Annotated in this window: 20 protein-coding genes; 9 read left to right on the top strand and 11 right to left on the bottom strand. The window is 53.7% G+C overall.

Annotated elements, in window-relative coordinates; translation table 11 throughout:
- Positions 1–358: 358 nt before the first annotated feature.
- Positions 359–952, bottom strand: a complete 594-nt coding sequence (locus JUJ53_RS11410; RefSeq protein WP_204152135.1) for an ACP phosphodiesterase — start codon at positions 950–952, stop codon at positions 359–361.
- A 468-nt stretch (positions 953–1,420) separates the two neighbouring features.
- On the opposite strand from JUJ53_RS11410, the gene JUJ53_RS11415 reads away from it, so the two are divergent.
- A complete protein-coding gene (locus tag JUJ53_RS11415) occupies positions 1,421–2,704 on the top strand; it encodes a hypothetical protein (RefSeq protein ID WP_204152136.1) in 1,284 nt (427 codons plus the stop codon).
- Between the two features lie 201 nt (positions 2,705–2,905).
- Complete coding sequence (locus JUJ53_RS11420) at positions 2,906–3,265, top strand: hypothetical protein (protein ID WP_204152137.1); 360 nt, start codon at positions 2,906–2,908, stop codon at positions 3,263–3,265.
- Positions 3,266–3,551: 286 nt separating this feature from the next.
- Here JUJ53_RS11420 and JUJ53_RS11425 read toward each other — a convergent pair whose 3' ends face one another.
- A complete protein-coding gene (locus JUJ53_RS11425; protein WP_204152138.1) occupies positions 3,552–4,214 on the bottom strand; it encodes a cofactor assembly of complex C subunit B in 663 nt (220 codons plus the stop codon).
- Positions 4,215–4,332: 118 nt separating this feature from the next.
- Here JUJ53_RS11425 and JUJ53_RS11430 point away from each other — a divergent pair, with 118 nt between their 5' ends.
- On the top strand, positions 4,333–5,715 hold the full coding sequence (locus JUJ53_RS11430; protein WP_204152139.1) for a D-alanyl-D-alanine carboxypeptidase: 1,383 nt from the start codon (positions 4,333–4,335) through the stop codon (positions 5,713–5,715).
- Between the two features lie 48 nt (positions 5,716–5,763).
- On the opposite strand, the gene JUJ53_RS11435 is transcribed toward JUJ53_RS11430, so the two are convergent.
- The 8 genes from JUJ53_RS11435 to JUJ53_RS11470 all read right to left on the bottom strand — a co-directional run bounded on the left by JUJ53_RS11435 (position 5,764) and on the right by JUJ53_RS11470 (position 12,661).
- On the bottom strand, positions 5,764–6,906 hold the full coding sequence (locus tag JUJ53_RS11435; RefSeq protein ID WP_204152140.1) for an ABC transporter permease: 1,143 nt from the start codon (positions 6,904–6,906) through the stop codon (positions 5,764–5,766).
- A 128-nt stretch (positions 6,907–7,034) separates the two neighbouring features.
- Positions 7,035–7,400: a DUF1823 family protein gene (locus JUJ53_RS11440; protein ID WP_204152141.1), complete on the bottom strand. Its 366-nt coding sequence runs from the start codon at positions 7,398–7,400 to the stop codon at positions 7,035–7,037.
- Positions 7,401–7,417: 17 nt separating this feature from the next.
- Positions 7,418–7,672: a hypothetical protein gene (locus JUJ53_RS11445; protein ID WP_204152142.1), complete on the bottom strand. Its 255-nt coding sequence runs from the start codon at positions 7,670–7,672 to the stop codon at positions 7,418–7,420.
- Between the two features lie 12 nt (positions 7,673–7,684).
- Positions 7,685–7,996 (bottom strand): hypothetical protein, encoded by a 312-nt coding sequence (locus tag JUJ53_RS11450; protein ID WP_239124994.1) that lies wholly within the window; start codon positions 7,994–7,996, stop codon positions 7,685–7,687.
- Between the two features lie 70 nt (positions 7,997–8,066).
- Positions 8,067–8,729 carry a glutathione S-transferase family protein gene (locus JUJ53_RS11455; protein ID WP_204152143.1) on the bottom strand — a complete coding sequence of 221 codons (663 nt, stop codon included), beginning with the start codon at positions 8,727–8,729 and terminating at the stop codon, positions 8,067–8,069.
- A gap of 310 nt (positions 8,730–9,039) precedes the next feature.
- The gene (locus tag JUJ53_RS11460; protein ID WP_204152144.1) at positions 9,040–10,365 is read right to left on the bottom strand and encodes a PhoH family protein; all 1,326 of its coding nucleotides are present in this window, start codon (positions 10,363–10,365) and stop codon (positions 9,040–9,042) included.
- Positions 10,366–10,645: 280 nt separating this feature from the next.
- Positions 10,646–11,341, bottom strand: coding sequence for an LOG family protein (locus tag JUJ53_RS11465; protein WP_343327940.1), 696 nt, complete (start codon positions 11,339–11,341; stop codon positions 10,646–10,648).
- Positions 11,342–11,689: 348 nt separating this feature from the next.
- Positions 11,690–12,661 (bottom strand): zinc ABC transporter substrate-binding protein, encoded by a 972-nt coding sequence (locus tag JUJ53_RS11470; RefSeq protein WP_239124985.1) that lies wholly within the window; start codon positions 12,659–12,661, stop codon positions 11,690–11,692.
- 79 nt (positions 12,662–12,740) lie between these two features.
- Between JUJ53_RS11470 and JUJ53_RS11475 the strand changes: the two genes are divergently transcribed.
- The 6 genes from JUJ53_RS11475 (at position 12,741) to JUJ53_RS11500 (ending at position 16,992) form a co-directional block, all read left to right on the top strand.
- Positions 12,741–13,520 (top strand): metal ABC transporter ATP-binding protein, encoded by a 780-nt coding sequence (locus JUJ53_RS11475; RefSeq protein ID WP_204152145.1) that lies wholly within the window; start codon positions 12,741–12,743, stop codon positions 13,518–13,520.
- Between the two features lie 2 nt (positions 13,521–13,522).
- Entirely contained in the window at positions 13,523–14,407 is an 885-nt protein-coding gene (locus JUJ53_RS11480; RefSeq protein ID WP_204152146.1) for a metal ABC transporter permease, read from the top strand.
- 103 nt (positions 14,408–14,510) lie between these two features.
- On the top strand, positions 14,511–15,008 hold the full coding sequence (locus tag JUJ53_RS11485) for a hypothetical protein (protein WP_204152147.1): 498 nt from the start codon (positions 14,511–14,513) through the stop codon (positions 15,006–15,008).
- On the top strand, positions 15,005–15,259 hold the full coding sequence (locus JUJ53_RS11490) for a hypothetical protein (RefSeq protein WP_204152148.1): 255 nt from the start codon (positions 15,005–15,007) through the stop codon (positions 15,257–15,259). Before JUJ53_RS11485 ends, JUJ53_RS11490 begins: the two co-directional genes overlap by 4 nt.
- Positions 15,256–15,471, top strand: a complete 216-nt coding sequence (locus tag JUJ53_RS11495) for a DUF2283 domain-containing protein (RefSeq protein ID WP_204152149.1) — start codon at positions 15,256–15,258, stop codon at positions 15,469–15,471. The genes JUJ53_RS11490 and JUJ53_RS11495 overlap by 4 nt, the downstream gene beginning before the upstream one ends.
- Before the next feature lie 63 nt (positions 15,472–15,534).
- On the top strand, positions 15,535–16,992 hold the full coding sequence (locus tag JUJ53_RS11500) for a GUN4 domain-containing protein (RefSeq protein WP_204152150.1): 1,458 nt from the start codon (positions 15,535–15,537) through the stop codon (positions 16,990–16,992).
- A 123-nt stretch (positions 16,993–17,115) separates the two neighbouring features.
- On the opposite strand, the gene JUJ53_RS11505 is transcribed toward JUJ53_RS11500, so the two are convergent.
- Entirely contained in the window at positions 17,116–18,180 is a 1,065-nt protein-coding gene (locus JUJ53_RS11505; RefSeq protein ID WP_204152151.1) for an anthranilate phosphoribosyltransferase family protein, read from the bottom strand.
- Positions 18,181–18,212: the final 32 nt, after the last annotated feature.

Genomic DNA, 18,212 nt, shown 5'->3' on the forward strand with positions numbered 1-18,212 from the left:
AGATGCTGCTGCTGAGGCGGGCTAGGCTGAAAATCGTCTGTATAGCCACTCTGATTGGGATGGTACGCAGATTTGGATCAGCCTAGTACCGAAAAATAGAAGAACGAAGACAGAAGAACGAAGACAGAAGAACGAAAAGGAAGTTCAGGACACATAAGGGTTTCTGCTTTAGCAACTAGGTGGATCACGTCCGTCTCAGCGTATTAGCCATCTATGCAGGGTGGTATGACAACTAGACTCTTGATAAAACCTCACCTAGGGCAATGATAGATATCAACGTCACCAGATTGCATATCTTCTAGGGTGTCCTGCAGATAAGTTTAGACAATCATTATGATAAGGAGCGATCGCTCTCTGGTCACAAATCCCTTTGTAGCTCTTTTGCGTAGTGCATCAACCTTGGGAAAAAGTCTAGGAAATCCTGTTCTAAATCATCATAATGCTGCATCACCTCTTGCCCTGCGGTTGCCAAGCAGGTTGGACGCTTAAACCGGCGGGCTACTCGTGCAAAGGTACGATCGACCCCAGCCATGGTACGGCAGTCGCCCAGCCAGTTTTGCTGAATCATGGTCGGCAATGCCCGCTGCAACGATTCTGGGAGGCGATCGCGATCGCGCCACAGGAGCTGATAGATGTCGTCAATAAATTGATCAAGGCTGTTGGCATAGAAGTGATGCCAGTTGCGCGTTAAAAAATGGTCGTAACTGATATCAATAATGATGCCGGCTAGCCGACGGTAGGGTGGCTGAAGGCGCTGACGGCTGCGACAGTGGACGGGATGGCGATCGGTGAATTGGTCGATATCGCGATGGGTTTGAATGCCTTGGAGGATGACAGGGCTGTAGCGATCGCTATGGTTCGCAAGGCAGCCTTTAACAAAATCACCGAGGAGGTTGCCCAGGCGTGCCTCATCGGAAGGGTTGGCCAGTCGCAGGTGGGCTAGGTGGTTCATGGTTCTAGGGTAGCCTGTGCAGCAAATCATAGCCTCAAGGTGAGCTAGGCCACACTATTTCTTGGCCAGCTCTTCTAAAATCCAGGGATGGGTTTTGAGGTTTTGCATAAGAGCACATGCGGTTCTGCTGAACACCTAACCCATGGCCAGGCTCTAAGCAAGCTGTTTCGCTAAAATCGAAGATAGGACGTCTTAACCTAGAAACGTCTAGGACTGGTTGACTGAGAAAATTTGTGAGCCAGATTTCCGAAAGCCCGCACCTCAGCTCTTGAGACAGGACACCGGAAGGGTAGATCGGCTCCCCTCGCCCTTGGGGCAAGGACTTGGAGGTGAGGGTTACCAGCTTTTGTCAGTCCACCAGCTTCCAGGATGGCGATCGCTTCACTATCCCGTGATCTCCTCTCCACGCAGGCTCATGCTGGCTCTGGGCATGAGGAGAACGATTTGTTCGCCGCGCAGGATCAGCGTATGCAATATATTGACATCAACATGACCCCGTTAGCTCGGTTGGAACGTCATTCCTTGAGGAGTAGAGCGTTGCTCCCGGCCAATGGCGTTGTCCTTCCCCCAGGTTTTGAGCGATCGCCGACGGTGGCAGCCCTAGGGAGCGATCGCCCTTCGCGGGTGGGTCTATTGCGGCGAGGTCGAGCCTTGGCGCTACCGATGCCCCATAACTGGTTAGCATCCCAGCCCCTGAGTTCTAGGTCTCGGCGGAGACAAGCTTCTCCCCAAGCGATCGCCACAGAGCTCAAGCCCCAGGGAACGATGCCCCAATATGCCCATTCCTCCGTGGTCACCCATCCGGTGCAAATTTATCCGGTGCAGTCGCACCATGCCCAGATAGCGGCTTGCTTGGTCGAGCACCATTGGCCGTTAGAAGCTGGGCCCGTGTTAGGTCTGGCCTTTGATGAACCGGCCTATGGAGAAGATGGCATGGTGTGGGGCGGCGAATTTTTCCGAGCAGACTACCATCAGGTGCAGCGGTTGGCTACGCTGAAGCCGGTTCCCCTGCTGGGTAATGAGCGGGCGATCGCCGAACCTTGGCGGAATACCTACGCCCACCTCATTTCTGCGTTTGACTGGGATGATGTCAATGCTGTCTATGGTCAGCTTGAGCTGATTCAGTTTCTCCATGCACAGCCACGGATCTTGCTGAACCAATTGATGATTACTGGAGCCCAAGCGCCGAAAACCTCCTCCGTGAGTCGCTGGTTTGATGCCGTGGCGGCGGCTATCGGCCTGCATCGTGAGGCAGCAGACTATGGTGGTCAGGGGGGGGACGCTCTAGAGCAATGTATTCAACCTACGGACTGGATCCGTGCGGAGCGATCGCCCTATCCCTTCTCGGTGGATAAGATGCGTTTACGCACAGGACAGCGGCTTCCCTATTTAGATCCCCGTTCTATGTGGCATGCTTTGCTGGAAGATCTGAGCCAAGGAGAATCCATGGGGTTGATGGCAGCCCGCTTTCAGGTGGGTCTAGGACATGCGATCGCGGACTTAGCGATGGAGTTAGCCCAAGCACAAGGGCTGACCCATGTTGCCCTCGTGGGGTCGATGGTGCATTATCCACGCCTCACCCAGTTGATCACCCAGCGTTTGATCGATAGCGGCTATCCCGTCTTGGCGGCTCCACGCCGATCTCCGGAAGCCCAAGTGCTGCTAGGACAGCTTGCCGTTGGTGCAGCCCGCACCCTGAATGTTGCATCAGCAGAGACCTTGATCGCCCAAGAATCGGTGATTTGTTCCTGATGTGGCGGATTCGGATGGAAAAGACCGCTATCGTTTTGTTGCAGGTTACGTCTGAATCATGGATCCCTTGTCAGGATGTTAAAGGGGTATTGATCGGCCCTTGCCCTAGGGCAGACCCATACGATATCTCTTTGAGCTAGACCGTCCCTTAGCTTTTCTGACGCGATCGCGCTCAATGCAAACGTTACGGAGTTTTTTGCTATGAATCCCCCCCTACTGCATCCCGATGACTCCTCGCCTCAGGATCCTTCATCTCTAGACCAACTCCTGCATCGGCAACTGCGTCAGTCTGTGTCTCGCTATTTCTATGAATCCTGTGATGGAGTGATGCAGGCGCTCTTGCTAAGCTGCCAGTGGCAAATTACCACCACCGTCGATGCGCTGACTCTTGTCATCCACTGTCCTAACCCTGCTACCCATCACCGGGTATTGAACTACTTGCCGTCCCTGGCCCGCTATCTAGCCCGCTTTGGCAACACAGCCCGCATCCACATCGGCTCAGCAGATAGCGATGCTCCTGCTTTAGATATTCAAGTCGATGATTACTCGTTGACGGAGTGAGCTGGTTGACATGATCTGGTGCTGGTGAGGTCTAGATGGGTGAACTCAACTCCATGAACCTGAGTTTGATGATGTTATGAAAGAACTCTATGGATGGATAGGATGGCGTATGGCCTGCGGTATGGCTCCGCTCAACGCATCCAAGCCTCATGAAACGGTGCGCTACAGCAACGAATTCACGTTCGATGAAGCTAAGGTGCCGGGTTTCAACGTTGCTCAGCCCTCGTCTCATCAGGATTTGAGCAGTTCGGCGTCGCTCCATTCGCCCATCGTTAAGTCGTCCCACTTATCCCTGTTGACCACAACTAACCCTGTCTTGCAGCGTTAGGGCAAGTTTGTCGGACAAACCCGAGACCCAGGCTTCATCCTGAGCGGTGTAGCTACGGGGAACATTGGCTCCGAGGATGATCACACCGCGATCGCCTAGGGGTTGGCAGATCACCCCTTGGGTATTGTCAGGCAAGTAGTTGAATTCAACCCGTCCAGGATAAAGATCCAGCTTCACCAAATACACTGGCTTCTGAGTGGTCATCACTCGTTGCACAATGGTTCCCGGCGTTACCTGGGGAACCGTTCCCAAAATACCCCGTCGCAGGATCGTGTGGCCGTCGTAGTAAACTACCAGCGATCGCGTCACGGTGTTGGTGAGCAGCAGATGGGATGCCCAGGCCAGCTCGGTTTTGATGTCGTCTGGCAAGGTGGGATCCAGCTCAAATCCTTCCTCTCCCACCAGCTCGACCGCATCGGGCGATCGCGGCTGCACGCGTTGCCACAAGAGGCCTGTTAAGATCAACACCGCACAGGCAATCACGCCCAGCACATCTGCCCTGGCCTGAGATTCTGTTAACACCGGAGTGACTAAGCGATTCACCATCAGCAGCGTGCCAGCCAAGCCACCCACCCAAATGGGTAGACGACGCAATACTAAGGTTTGATCCGGCTTCGTCATAATAATTGAAGAATGAGGTGGAAACTTTTTGGGGTAGGGTCACGGTTTCACCGCCCATTCCCATGACAAGTCCCCTACCATCATAATCGAAGTGGCAGGCTGACCAGCTTTCCCACTCTTGCTCTATCGCATTGATGACACGCGGATTATGCACCACGCCCAATTGGCTTTAGTCGGTTTTTTGTTTGCTTGGATGGGAGGGGGAGAGGTGCAAGTCCTGCGCCCCTCAAACCTATCCAGTTGGATTGAGGAGATGACCTGGATTCAGCCGTTTAAGCCTATTGTCCTCAGCCCGACGCCCGAAACCGATGCGATCGCTCAACGCTATCTGGCAGCCCTTGATGATTTAGGCTTTGCCAGCGAAGAGCAAGGCATCTGGCTGCAGGTGGGGGATGATGTGGTGCTGGATCATGAAGGGACAACTCCCCTGTCGGCTGCGTCTCTGACCAAAATTGCCACGACCCTTGTGGCCCTGGACGAATGGGGCCCAGATCATCGGTTTGCCACGGTTCTGGCTACCACGGGGCCAGTTGAAAATGGTGTCCTCCAAGGCAATTTGATCATCCAGGGGGACGGCGATCCCTTTTTCGTGTGGGAGGAGGCGATCGTTTTGGGTAATGCCCTGAATCAAGCAGGCATCACCCAGGTGGCCGGGGATGTGGTGGTGGTGGGCAATTTTGTCATGAACTACGAAACGGATCCTTTGGTGGCGGGGGAGCTGTTTGTGCAGGCCTTGAACTCTCAGGACTGGGATGGTGAGGTGGCGGATCAATATGCGCGGTTACCTGAAAATACGCCCAAACCCACGGTGGCGATCGCTGGCTCGGTGACGGCAGCCTGGCAGATGCCCACGCGGGCCGTACCGATTTTGCAGCGCGACTCCCTGCCCCTGTCGCAAATCCTTAAGGCCATGAACATCTACAGCAACAACACCATGTCGGAGGTGATGGCGGAGGCGCTGGGCGGTGCAGATGTGGTGGCGGAACGGGCGGCGGCGATCGCTGGCGTGCCGGGGGAAGAAATTCAGCTGATCAATGGATCGGGTCTAGGGGAAGAAAACCGGGTCTCGCCAAGGGCGTCGGTGGCGATGCTGATCGCCATTCAGCGGGATATGCAGGAGACTCAACTGACGGTCTCTGATCTCTTTCCCGTGGCGGGGCGTGATGAAGGCACCCTGCTCTCCCGCGATCTTCCCACCCTGGCCGCTGTGAAAACCGGTACCCTCAACCAAGTGAGCGCCCTAGCTGGAGCCTTTCCCACCCAGCGCGGCGTGGTGTGGTTTGCCTTGATTAATCGCGGCTGGGATCTCGATAGCTTTCGCCAGCAGCAGGATGTGTTGCTACAGCAGGTGTTGGCAGAGTGGGATCCAGTGGCGATCGCTCCCCGTGAGCTACGCCCCGACAATACGGAAAACCCTGAGGATTTACTGGGAGCCCCAGAACGGACAAGGCAACTGACGGAAACGGCTCAGACGGCTGATAGCAATACTCTAGATTTCTGACCAAAACACGTTGAAAATTCCCGCGCCTTTGGGCTACGGAGCGTTACATTAGCGGCGCTGGAGGCTGCGAGGATCGAGGGCATCCCGCAGCCCATCGCCCAGCAGGTTGAACGACAGCACCGTCAGCACAATCAGCACCGCAGGCGACCAAACCAGCCAAGGCTGCAGCACCAGCACCGATGCATTGGTGGCTAGGGAGAGCATATTGCCCCAGGAAGGATCGGGCTGTTGAATACCCAGGCCAATGAGGCTGAGCACCGCCTCGGCAATGATGAAGCTGGGAATGGACAGCGTGGCGGCAATGATCACGTAGGTTGCGGTCTGGGGCAAGACGTGGCGGACGATGATGTATAGCGGTTTGGCTCCCATGGCCTGGGCCGCCTGCACAAATTCTCGTTCCTTAATGGACAAGACCTGTCCACGAATCACCCGCGCCAGACCTGACCAACTGACGAAGGAGGTAATCAAAATAATCAGCATGAAACGCTGGGAACTGCTGAGCCCCACCGGCAGCACCGCCGCCAGGGCCACCAAGAGGTAAATGGTGGGAATGGTCATCAACACCTCCACTAGACGCATGAGGGTCGCATCGACCATGCCGCCAAAATAGCCGGAAATGCCGCCGACCAGCATCCCCAGCGGGAAGGAAATGGCAATCCCAATTAGGCCAATACTGAGGCTAATACGGCCGCCGTGGATGAGCCGACTTAACTGATCCCGAGCTTGTTCATCGGTGCCTAGGAGGTTCAGCCGTCCTTCGCCCACGGTGCCAAAGAGATGGCGATCGCCCGGAATGCCTGGAAACAGGGTCACTTCTTCAAAGATGCGATCGCCCCCAGAACCTAGATTGACCGGCAGGGGCAAGGTGACTCTTAGAAATTGATAGGCATCACCGCGTACAAACAAACGGATCGGCGACGGTTGGCTATCGTCGGCAATTAGTTCCCGTTTGCCAGTTTCTAGGCTTACGGGCCCTTGGGTGGTGGGATAAACATGGGGGCCAATAAACTGCCCGGATGCATTCCGCCAGTAGATTTGGGTGGGCGGCAGCAGCGATCCATCCAGCTGAGACTCGTAGGGATCGTAGGGCGCTACAAATTCTGCCAATCCTACGGTTAGGTAGAACAGGATCAAGACCGTTGCACCGAAGCGAGCCAGGTTATTCTTCGAGAGTTTTTGCCACCAGTTCATACGTCAGCCCGAATCATCGTTGCCTATGATTTTAGTGCGTTTTTGAGATGGTGGTGGATCGCAGGCGTGAATGTTGGGGATAGTGCCAGGGTATTGCTCACCCTACAACTCCAGCTACTGATCACGTCTCACGTCAGTCCATGGTCAGCGGCATAGCTCAGCAGCCAGTTCACCATGGTAGCTCGACGGGTTTTGCGGGGGATGAGTTCATTGATGGAATAGCCCTGGAAGCCGAGGTGCTCTTTCAACAGTTGCTTATGTGGCTTGGGAATGGAGCGGGTGAGCTGCACGGTGGCAGGACGGCTTTCGATGAAGGCGGGGGGGGTGGGGTAGCGTTCTTGCCAGTCGGGCGACACTTGGCTGAGATCCCAGCCATCCTCGGTCTGCCGATAGCCGAGGTAGTGCCAGACTAAGCGATGGACGGTGTCGTCATCGAGGTCGTCGTTGAGAATGGCCCAGAAGGTCTCGGTGGTTAAGGGAGGCAGGTTATCCATGGGCGATCGCGTTCTAGCTACAGATATTGAGTGTAGACCGTGATCACGATGATTTCGGCCGATCGCTCCACAAAAATGGGCTTGATTTGCTTGGTGCTATAGAGTTTGCCGTTCCATTCTTGCTGAAAGGGCACGCTGTATTGGCACTGAAATTGATTGACGCCAAGGGATTTCCAAGCACTGTTGCGGATTGCTTCCTGCACTTCATCAATCGAAAATCCACGCCTGAGCGTGTAACCATGGGCGTGCTTAGAAAGGCGAATGGGCTTCATTCGGTACCGGCACTATTGGAGTAAAAAGGGAAACACACTGCGGATGGCGCGCCGCAGATGGAGGAGATAGATGGTGTATTCTACTTCGGGGGATAGGCGCGGGCGAATGTCTGGCCCCTCTTGCAGTTCGGCAATTAGTTCTTCATACTCTGCCACGGTCAACGGTTCGCCATCTAAGGGCGATCGCGCGTCGGTAATAATTTCCGTTTGCAGAATTTCCTCAGGCATGTCCTCCGGGGGCGGCAAGGCTACTCCTGGCAGCCATCCACCTCCGATCAAAACCGTTGTTAGCAATCCAATCCCAAGCGATCGCCCAGCGTTCATGGTCAATTTTCTCTCTCATGCCACGATCATTCCCTACCTTAACCCGTTTGTCGCCAACTCGTACTAAGCGTCACGTTAATCCTGGCGGCAGGGGTTCTTGGCATTGGTGATGGATCTCGGTGATCCGGTCAAATAGCCAGCCGTGGGCTTGGCGATAGGTGGGAATCAAGGCTAGGGGGCTGAGGAGGGCGGCGGCGGCAATATCGGCAGCAGTGAGGCGATCGCCCACGAGGAAAGGAGTCTGCCAGCGGTGGTGCAGGATCTCCAGCCCTGTATCTAACCGCAGGCGGGCCTGGGCTACTTTGGCGGGAGTCATGCCATATTGCGATCGCACGATGCGGATCACGGCTTGGCTCATCCAGGAGGGATCGATGGCCTTGCCTTCTCCGGCGCGATAGTCGTAGTACACAAAGCGGGTGGCGGTGCCGATGCTTTCGTCGAGCCAGTCTTCCAGGAGCCAAATGTCGGCGGCTTGGGTGGGATCTTCTAGGGATAGGCTAGGGGCGGGCTGATGCTGGTCTAGAAAGTGCAGGATTTGGGTGGAATCACCAAGGGCGATCGCTCCCTCGGAGGGAATTAGGGTAGGTACGGTAGTCAGCCCCGTGAGCGGTTTCAGCCGCAGGGCGTGAATGCCGGGGGTGAGATTTTCTACGCGGTAGTCGATCTGTTTATAACCTAGGGCCAGCCGGGCTTTGCGGCAATAGTGGGAGGTGCTAAACTGAAGCAGCAGCATGGGGGGCTCGGTGAAGGGGCAGTAACGAGGACACGACGACGTGATGGGGAGGAACCTCTGTGGATGGGTAGGATGAGCGGCACCATAACGCATCAATGTTCTGCAAGTATCAGTAGGATGCGTAAGCGATCGCGTCATGCATCCAAGCTTCATGAAACGGTGCGTTACGGCTGCGCCTAACAGCACACTACCATGGGGGCACTAGCTCGGATCTCCCCACACCAATGCTTTACGAGACGGTGCGTTACGGCTGCGCCTAACAGCACACTACCGTAGATGGATGTTTGCTGAGCGATCGCAGGGCTTTATCCTAAAGCAAAATCGAGGCTTCTTCGGCTAGCTTCGATCGCTCGCCTTTATACAGGGTAATGTGGCCGGCTAGGGGATTATTTTTGAACCGTTCTACCACATAGGTTAGACCGTTACTCGCCGCGTCTACGTAGGGATTGTCGATCTGGTCAATGTCGCCGGTGAGCACAATTTTGGTGCCCTCACCTGCCCGCGTCAGGATGGTTTTCACTTCGTGGGGCGTGAGGTTCTGGGCTTCGTCGATGATGAAGTATTGCTGGGGGATGCTGCGTCCGCGAATGTAGGCTAGGGCTTCAATTTGCAAGAGGCCGCGATCGCTGAGTTCTTCATAGCCATGCCGCCAATGGCCGGGTTTATCCACGGAGCTGGGGTTGCCAAAAATCAGGTCAAAATTATCGTAGAGGGGACGCATCCAAGGGGTGAGTTTTTCGTTGACATCGCCCGGTAGATAGCCCAAGTCTTTACCCATGGGGACGATGGGGCGGGAAATCAAGAGGCGGCTGTAGAGGCGTTCATCGGCCACTTTATGTAGACCGGCAGCGATCGCCAAGAGGGTTTTGCCGGTGCCAGCTTTGCCCACTAGGGTCACCAAGGGAACCGAATCTCGCAGCAGTAGCTCGAAGGCAAACTTTTGTTCGCGGTTGCGGGCCTGGATGCGCGAAATGCCCGTGTAGGGAAATTTGGGCAGGGGAGTAATCTGACCGGTCAACCCATCGACGAGACCCAGGGCCGTGTGGGAGGGATTGGTTTCATCGACTAAGGTAATGGCTTGGTTGGGCAATAGCTTGGCATCAAGGGCGATCGCTCCTTCGCGATAGAGTTGGTCGATCACCTCAGCAGACACCATCACATCCACCATGCCGGTGTAGAGATCGTCAACGTCTACCTTATCGGTTTCGTAGTCTTCCGATCGCAGATCTAGGGCATCGGCCTTAATGCGTAGATTGGTATCTTTACTCACCAGAATGACGGGGCAATCACATTGGCGCTTAAGTTCTAGGGCCACGGCTAAGATGGCATTATCCGCCTGATCGCCTTCCAACTCGGGCGGTAGGGCCTCCAAGGTTTCTCGATGGCATAGGGCCACACGCAAATGGCCGCCATTCTCTAGGGGAATGCCGTCCGTTAAATGGCCTTGCTGGCGCAGGGCGTCGAGGTTACGAGACACTTGGCGGGCATTGCGCCCGGTCATTTCTGGCTGTTTCTTGAAGCGATCCAGCTCTTCAATGATGGTGATCGGTAAGACCACGTCATTATCCTCAAACCTCAGCATCGCACTTGGATCATGGAGCAATACATTGGTGTCGAGAACAAAGACTTTTTTCATTGAGGACATTCCATAAAGATGCAGTGGGCGATCGCACAGAGACAGAAAACCGGGATGTCTAGAGATCTCTCTTAGACGGCTGCCATAGCAAAAATCCAGAGCCAGAGCAGCACCGCGATGACTAGACTAACCAACAATCCCATGAAATGGGGACGATTCGGGAGTGAACTAGGACGCATCGTGCTTCCTCCCTTAGTGCTATACCTTAATTATTGAATAAAGCTTAGAGCCACGGGGGATTCGGCAACGAACTGTCACATCTTGGCTACCTGAGCGTTAGCTAGTCACAGCGTTGCTGGGCCTGCTCTTGCCATTGCTGGTGGGACTGTTTTAAAAGAGCGATCGCTTCATCGAAACTATCGACACAGTGGGGGATTTGCAGATCGGTGGGGGCAATAAACGGCGTGGTGCCCTGCACCATATGCTTGTCCACCCAGCGGATTAAATCTGTCCACATCTCGCCGATAAAGATCAGCGGCGTACCGTCTAGCTTGTCCACCTGCAGCAGTTGCCAAATCATCAGAGCTTCCAGGGTGGTGCCAATGCCGCCGGGTACCACCACAAAGGCATCGGAAATCAGCGCAAAATGATGCAGGCGCGAGAAAAAGGTTTGATGGTTATACACATGTTCGACAAAGGGATTGGTGGATTGTTCAAAGGACAGATCAACCCGAATCCCGATCGATTGGGTGAGGTTATCGGGATCTGCCAACACACTGCCCTCATTGGCTGCCTGCATCAACCCTGGCCCGCCGCCGGTGACAATATCACAGCCCCAGCGGGTGAGCTCCCCTGCCAAATATTGAACGCCTTGATAGATCGGATCGTGGGACGCCATGCGGGCTGAACCAAAGATGGCCACCCGGTAGCGATCGCGCTTGTGTGGACGGATGCGCGTTAGGTTGTTCACTACCTGCCACAGACTCATGACCGCCTCGTCTACGATTTCGAGAGCTGCATCATCGGCACACTTCACCCCATCTACGGAGGGAGAGATGAGGTGAGGACGACAGCTAGGATCAGAGTTGGGAGGATAGTTCACGCCAAATTGTGTCAAACACTACGTTTCTATCCTACGTTCTGGGCGCTGGCTTCGGGAGAATTGCCCCCAGATCAGGATCTGTGGGAGTCAGTTGGTGAAAATCGTGGGTTGTGCGGCCGCATGGACAAACGATAAAAACCGTTTGATAGATACCGTTCCGGTGATAGATACCGTTCAGGCTGAGCTTGTCGAAGCCCATAGGCTCCAGCAGCCATAGATACTTGATCACCGATTTAATTAACCAGCTTCAAACGGCTTCAAACAAGCAGGGGCGATCGCTCCCTAGGGTGAAAAGGGCGTGAACTGTCCCCCTAGATTCACCACGATCGCTTCGGTATTGGCCTCGATCATGGTGATATAGGTGTCGCCACGGCTGCCCTGTGCGCCGAGGGAGTCGGAATAGAGTTCTTGGTCGGCTAAGGGCACGCCGGCCTCTTGGGCAACGGTGGTAATCAGTTGGGGATTGAGGGTGGTTTCGGCAAAGATAGCCGGGACATTGAGGGTACGAATGGTGTCTACGAGGCGCTGCACGGTTTGGGCGCTGGGCTGTTCTTCGGTGCTAATGCCGATCAGGGTGCCGGGTACCTCCAGCCCATAGGCGCGGGCGTAGTACTGAAAGGCATCATGGGTGGTGACCAGTTGCCGTTGATGGGCGGGAATGGTGGCCACCTGCTCGGTCACCCAGGCATCCAGCGATCGTAGTTGGGTGATGTAATCCGTGGCATTTTGCTGAATGCGATCGCGTTCTTCGGGCAGCAGGGCGATCAGCTGATCGCGCATTGTTTCCACCATGGTCACCGCATGGCTGACATCGCCCCACACATGGGGATCGGGTACACGTTGACCCTCCTGCTCCATATCCAAGGGCGACACCGATTCCGCTACCGGCACCACGGTGGCATCAATCCCCGTCGCTTCGATGATGCGAATCAGCCCTGGCTCCAGGTCATAGCCGTTGTAGAAAATCAGATCCGCCGACTCGATGGCCACCGTATCTGCCGGTACCGGTTCATAAATATGAGGATCGACTCCCGGATCCATCAACGGCACCAGCTCAATGGCGTCACCGCCCAGCTCCTGCGTCCAGTGAGCAATCACGGTGGTGGTAGTGACGACCCTAGGGCGATCGCTCTCTCCTTCTCCCACCGGCGCTGAGCCACAGCCCGCAAGTAACGAGCCAATCAGGGCGATCGCTCCCCATGTCGCCCTGGCTCCCTGAGTTGTTACTCTCCCCATGTCGTTATGTTTTTTCATATTGCTTTCATTTTTTCACGATACAATGTTTTCATAATCGTTTCATATTTGATTTGTCAAGCTTAGATGGAGTTCGTCCATGGTTCAGCCCAACTCATCCCCATCCGTTGCCCTAAGGGCCCATGCTCAGAGTATTGAGGTGCAGCATCTGAGCGTGATGTATCAAGATGTGCAGGCCTTGCGCAACCTAACGGTGACGATTGCGGCGGGGCAACTGGTGGGCATTTTTGGCCCCAATGGTGCGGGCAAAAGTACGCTGGTGAAGGCCATGCTAGGGCTGATTCCCGCAGCCACCGGCACTGTTACCTATGGCGATCGCCCCCTAACTGAGCAACGGCAGCGCGTCGCCTATGTGCCCCAGCGATCGCAGATTGACTGGACATTCCCCGCCACGGTGTGGGATGTGGTGATGATGGGACGGGTACGCAAAACCGGATTTCTGCGGCCTTTTTCTGGAGTGAGCCGTCGCCTGGCGGCCAATGCACTGGAACGGGTTGGCATGGCAGAGTATGGCGATCGCCGCATTGGTGATTTGTCTGGCGGGCAGCAGCAGCGGGTGTTCTTAGCTCGTTCCTTAGCTCAGGATGCAGATATTTTTTGCTTTGATGAACCGTTTGTAGGTGTGGATCAAACCACGGAGCAGATCTTATTCAGCATTTTCCGAGAACTCGCCAGCCAAGGTAAGACCGTGATGGTTGTCAACCACGATCTCGGGGAATCGATTACCCACTTCGATCATCTGATTTTACTGAATCGGGAACTGATTGCGGCGGGCGATCGCCGCTCGGTCTTGCAGCCTCAGCATATGACCCGTGCCTACGGCGGCCACGTGCGCTTTTTTGAATCCCAGGCTGCCTAGTGATGCTGGAGTTGCTTTGGGAACCGTTGCAGTATGGCTTCATGCAGCGATCGCTAGTTGTGGCGGTGTTGGTCGGCATTATCTGTGCAGTGGTGGGTAGTTATCTCATGGTGCGGCGGCTGGCCATGCTGGGTGATGCCATTAGCCATTCTTTGCTGCCAGGGTTGGCGATCGCCTTCGCCCTAGGTATGAATCTGTATATTGGTGCATTCATCGCCGGTGTCCTGAGCACCGTGATCATTGCCTGGATTCAGACGCGATCGCCCATCAAGGAAGATGCGGCTATGGGGATTGTCCTCTCGTCCTTTTTTGCCCTGGGTATCACCCTGATTACCGTCATCCAGCGAGATAACAAAATTGATCTAAATCATTTCCTGTTTGGCAATATTCTCGGCGTTAGTTCTGGAGAAGTGCGGGACACGGCTATTATTGCTGTTGTGGTTCTCGTGACGGTTGTTTTACTTTACAAAGAATTATTATTTTACAGCTTCGATCCTCTAGGGGCCCAAGCCGCTGGCTTACCTGTCAATCTCCTCAACTTCGGGCAGATGATCCTGATTGCCCTAACCGTAGTTGCCAGTATGAAATCTGTAGGGGTGGTGCTGGTATTGGCGATGCTAATTACACCGGGGGCGATCGCTTATCTCTTAGTCCCGCGCTTGCATCAAGTCATGCTGCTCGGTGCTTTGTTGGGGATGGTGGCGAGTGTGGCAGGCCTATATCTTAGCTATTACTACAATATTCCCTCTGGGCCAGCGATCGTGCTGGTGATTTCTGGGTTATTTTTCCTGACGCTGCTGTTCAGCCCTCGCTATGGCGTCCTGAAGCGATCGCTCTCGATGCCGTTACCCCTATGGCGGGATCTGCAAGCATGGCTACGGCGTTAGGGATATGATCTGAAACCTATACCTGTAGCGGCAATGGGGACAACCGAAGTTGCCCCGTTCGATCGCTTTATAATTGAGTGATGTCCTGCCTTGGTTCACTCATATGCCTAAAATCGATCCTGCTGTCCTCAAACAGGTGACCGTTAGCCTGCCCTTTGGCATTGGTTCTGCCTCCTGGGAAGCTGATCCTACGGAGCGCCATGCCGCATGGGAACTTTACATTGAGCTAGTAACGCGGGTTGCTGTTCAGTCTATGGATTCAGATCTTGGCACGCTCCGGGAGGCGATGAACTCGCTCTATAGCTTGTTTGGTTCTACCCGCGACATTTTGCGCAAGGCAGGGCCTAAGGTGGGGGCTTCTCGCGATTCGGTGGGCGGAATCGCGATCGCTGTCCTCAATAATGGTCTGCGGCCCTTTTTGTCCAAGTGGCATCCGCTATTGCAAGACTGGGAAGTGAAGCGAGCGGAGGGTATCAGTGTACAGGTGCATGAGAAAGCGTGGGACATGGAGTCAACGCTACGGGGTGACCTAGAAAAGCTTCGGGGTAATTTGGAGCAGTATGCCCATGCATTAGCCAATATTGCTGGGGTGCAGGATTGAAGACAACGGCTTATTTTGAACAAAAGCTCCTCGACCGGCCAGAAATCCGGCGAGAATGGTGTCAACAAGTCTTGGAAAACACGCTCAAGACCCAGGTTCAAAGCAATGGTCGCATTAGTCATTGGGCTGTGATTCCAGACTATGGCGATCGCGTCCTGAGAGTGATTACCCTAGAGGATGGAGAAACCATTCATAATGCCTACTTTGACCGAAATTTTCGCTCTCGACTTCAACAAGGCTTAGAACCATGAAAATTCAGTATTTTCCCGATACAGATACGCTTTCCATTCGCTTGAATAACAATCCCAGCACAGAATCCACTGAAATTGCGCCAGATGTGGTCGTTGACTTTGATGCTGAAGGAGCAGTTGTAGGTCTAGATATCGATCTGGCTTCTTCAAAAGTAGATCTCAAACACCTAGATTTACAAGGATTACTGAGGCCAGAGTTGTTATCACGTTAGAGCCATAAGACCAATGACCACCCTGAGCACTAGACCTAAAGACAAGATTAAGGTGATATGGGGATGAGCTTTATTTTTATTAGCTATAGTCGTGAAGATGTCGCCTACATTAAAAGGCTAGTACAGGCTCTTCAACAATATGAACTGCCCGTATGGCTCGATGAGCATACTGATGATGGCACAATATGGACGCATGTACTTCAGGAAAAAGTTGAAGCCTGTCAGGCATTTCTGGTGGTAATGACACCTCGCTCTTATGCGTCTAGCTGGGTGCAGTCCGAGGTAACTTATGCTTTAGAGTTGAAAAAGCGAATCTTCCCGTTGTTGCTAGAAGGTAACCGCTGGCTAAGTGTTTCGGCTTTACAGACCGTGGATGTGACTAATGGAGAACTGCCGCCAGATAAGTTTTTTGATGGGCTATGCAAGCTTGTGCCACCCATGTCCTCAGGTTCTCTAACTCTGTCTAACGATGATGACCTTAGCAGTGAAAGAGGTATTGACTATACCCGTCTACGCGATTTGCTTAAATCAGGTAACTGGAAAACCGCTGACATGGAAACGTATAAATTGATGATTCAGGCAGTTGGCAAAGGGACAAACGAGTGGTTTTCCGAAAAGGATTGTGATAGCTTTCCCTGTACTGACCTACTAACTATAGATAAATTATGGACAAAATATAGCAAAGGGCGATTTGGCCTTAGTGTGCAGCAGCAAATCTATGCTAGCTGTCGTGCGAAGCTTGATGAAAAATGTACAGATAATGAAGTTTGGAGTGAGTTTTGTAAGCAAGTTGGCTGGAGAGTAGATGGGCATTGGATCACATCAAGTGATGTTGTATATGATATGTCTGCTCTTCCAGGCCACCTTCCTGGAGGAAATCCAGGAAGCAGAGTATGGGTTGATGGTTTTGCTCTAGGAATTTGGTGTCATCCAAGACTCCTACATCGCATTGAGGCTTGTAATTTACCCTCAGAGAAAGGACTAGACTATTCTCGCCTGCGCAGTTTTCTCCAAGCATGTAATTGGCAAGCTGCAAACCAGGAAACCTCTGAATTAATGCTTCTGGCTGTTGGTAAGAAGCTAGGTGACGTTTTCACGCCAGAAGAACTATTGAGTTTTCCGTTTACTGATCTACAGACTATTGATAGTTTATGGGAACAGTATAGTCAAGGAAAATTCGGCTTTAGTGTCCAAAAACAGCTTTATGTTAGTTGTGGAGCAAAGCTCAGCGCGGAGTATCCAGGTGGTCAAGTTTTCTCTAATTTTGGAAAAATAGTAGGTTGGAGGGTGGATAACACATGGATAGACTATGATCAAGTAGATTTTACAGGCACCGCTCCTCGCGGACATTTGCCAATGCCTCCTAGCACACTTATGAGTAAAATTGATAATGTTGTAGAAGTTGGTGACTGGTTTGGTTTCCCTTACCTTGCTTATAGGTTAGAATTTGGACGTAGCCCTGTTCACCGCGAAATTAAGTTTTTCTCGATTGATGATGGATCTTATAAGAGACACAAGTAAATCTGGGATATGAATCATTAAGCCTATGACTGATTTACCATACGTTAATATAACGAATTCCAACCAAAGTCGAAACTCCGACTGATTTGATACTCATCATGCAGACATATTCAAAATGAATATTTAAATTGGTGCTTGGGTCATATCTTGAACGTGAGTTGTCAATCGCGTCAGGGTATCCGCCACAGTTCCTTCGCTCAACAATGTTGTTGCCAGATCCAGACCTGCGCTCAAATCGCTACAGGCTCCCGCCTGCCATAGATAAAATCCGCCATTCCACACCACCGATCGCATCATCTCACTGGGTTCTCCTGCCAAAACACGTTGGTAGCTGGCGATCAGGTCGCTGAAGGGCGGAAGGGGAACGTCGGTGCCGTCTAGGCCATAGTCGCGGGGGTGGAGCAGCAGGCGTTCGATGGGTTCTTCTGCACTGTGATGGACGCCAACAATGCCCGTGCGATCGCGGGGGAGATCGCAGCTTCCTTCCAGCCCCTTGACGGTCAAAAATCGTGGGGTGCCTCGCAGGGCAAAGGTCTGTTGGGCCATGCCTTCGGTGGGGGGATGAACATAGCCGACGGCAATCTGGGCGGAGCCGGCGTAGGGTGCCCAGAACAGTTCGGCGGTGGCGAAGGGGGGGCGTTTACCAATTTGGTCGCGGTAGGGGACGATCTGCTGGGCCAGGGGGAAATGGTTGGGTAGATAGACGAAGCCGATGCCGATGGTTTCTAGGCTTTGCTGGCTTTGCTCTAGACTCAGGCGTTGCCAATCGACGCCTAGCCCTTGCCATAGTTCGACCAGGGGAACGCCGTACTTGGTGGGCATGCGATCGCCCCCATGCATGACCACAGGACAATCGGCTGCGGCCAAAATCAATGCCGTTAGGGGACTGATGGGAGCGGTGCGCGATCGCCCGTCGTAGGGATTGCTGAGAATCGTCACGGGGCGATCGCTGTTGATCGGCTGCAGTTTTGGGCCAAGGTCATCATAGGCATCCAGGATGCCGGCTAGCTCGTCCCCGTTGGGGCGCTTGATGCGATGGGCGATCATGAATGCGCCGATTTGGGCAGGGGTGGCCTCCTGCTGCAAGATCATCCGTGTAGCAGCGGCCGACTCTGCCCGAGTCAGGTCTTTGTGGGTATGGGTTCCACTTCCCACCTTTTGCAATAGTTCCCGAAAGACATGGCTCATAGTAGGGGCCTCGGTAGCATAGACAGCAGGTG

This window comes from Leptolyngbya sp. CCY15150 (assembly GCF_016888135.1).
Taxonomy (GTDB): Bacteria; Cyanobacteriota; Cyanobacteriia; order RECH01; family RECH01; genus RECH01.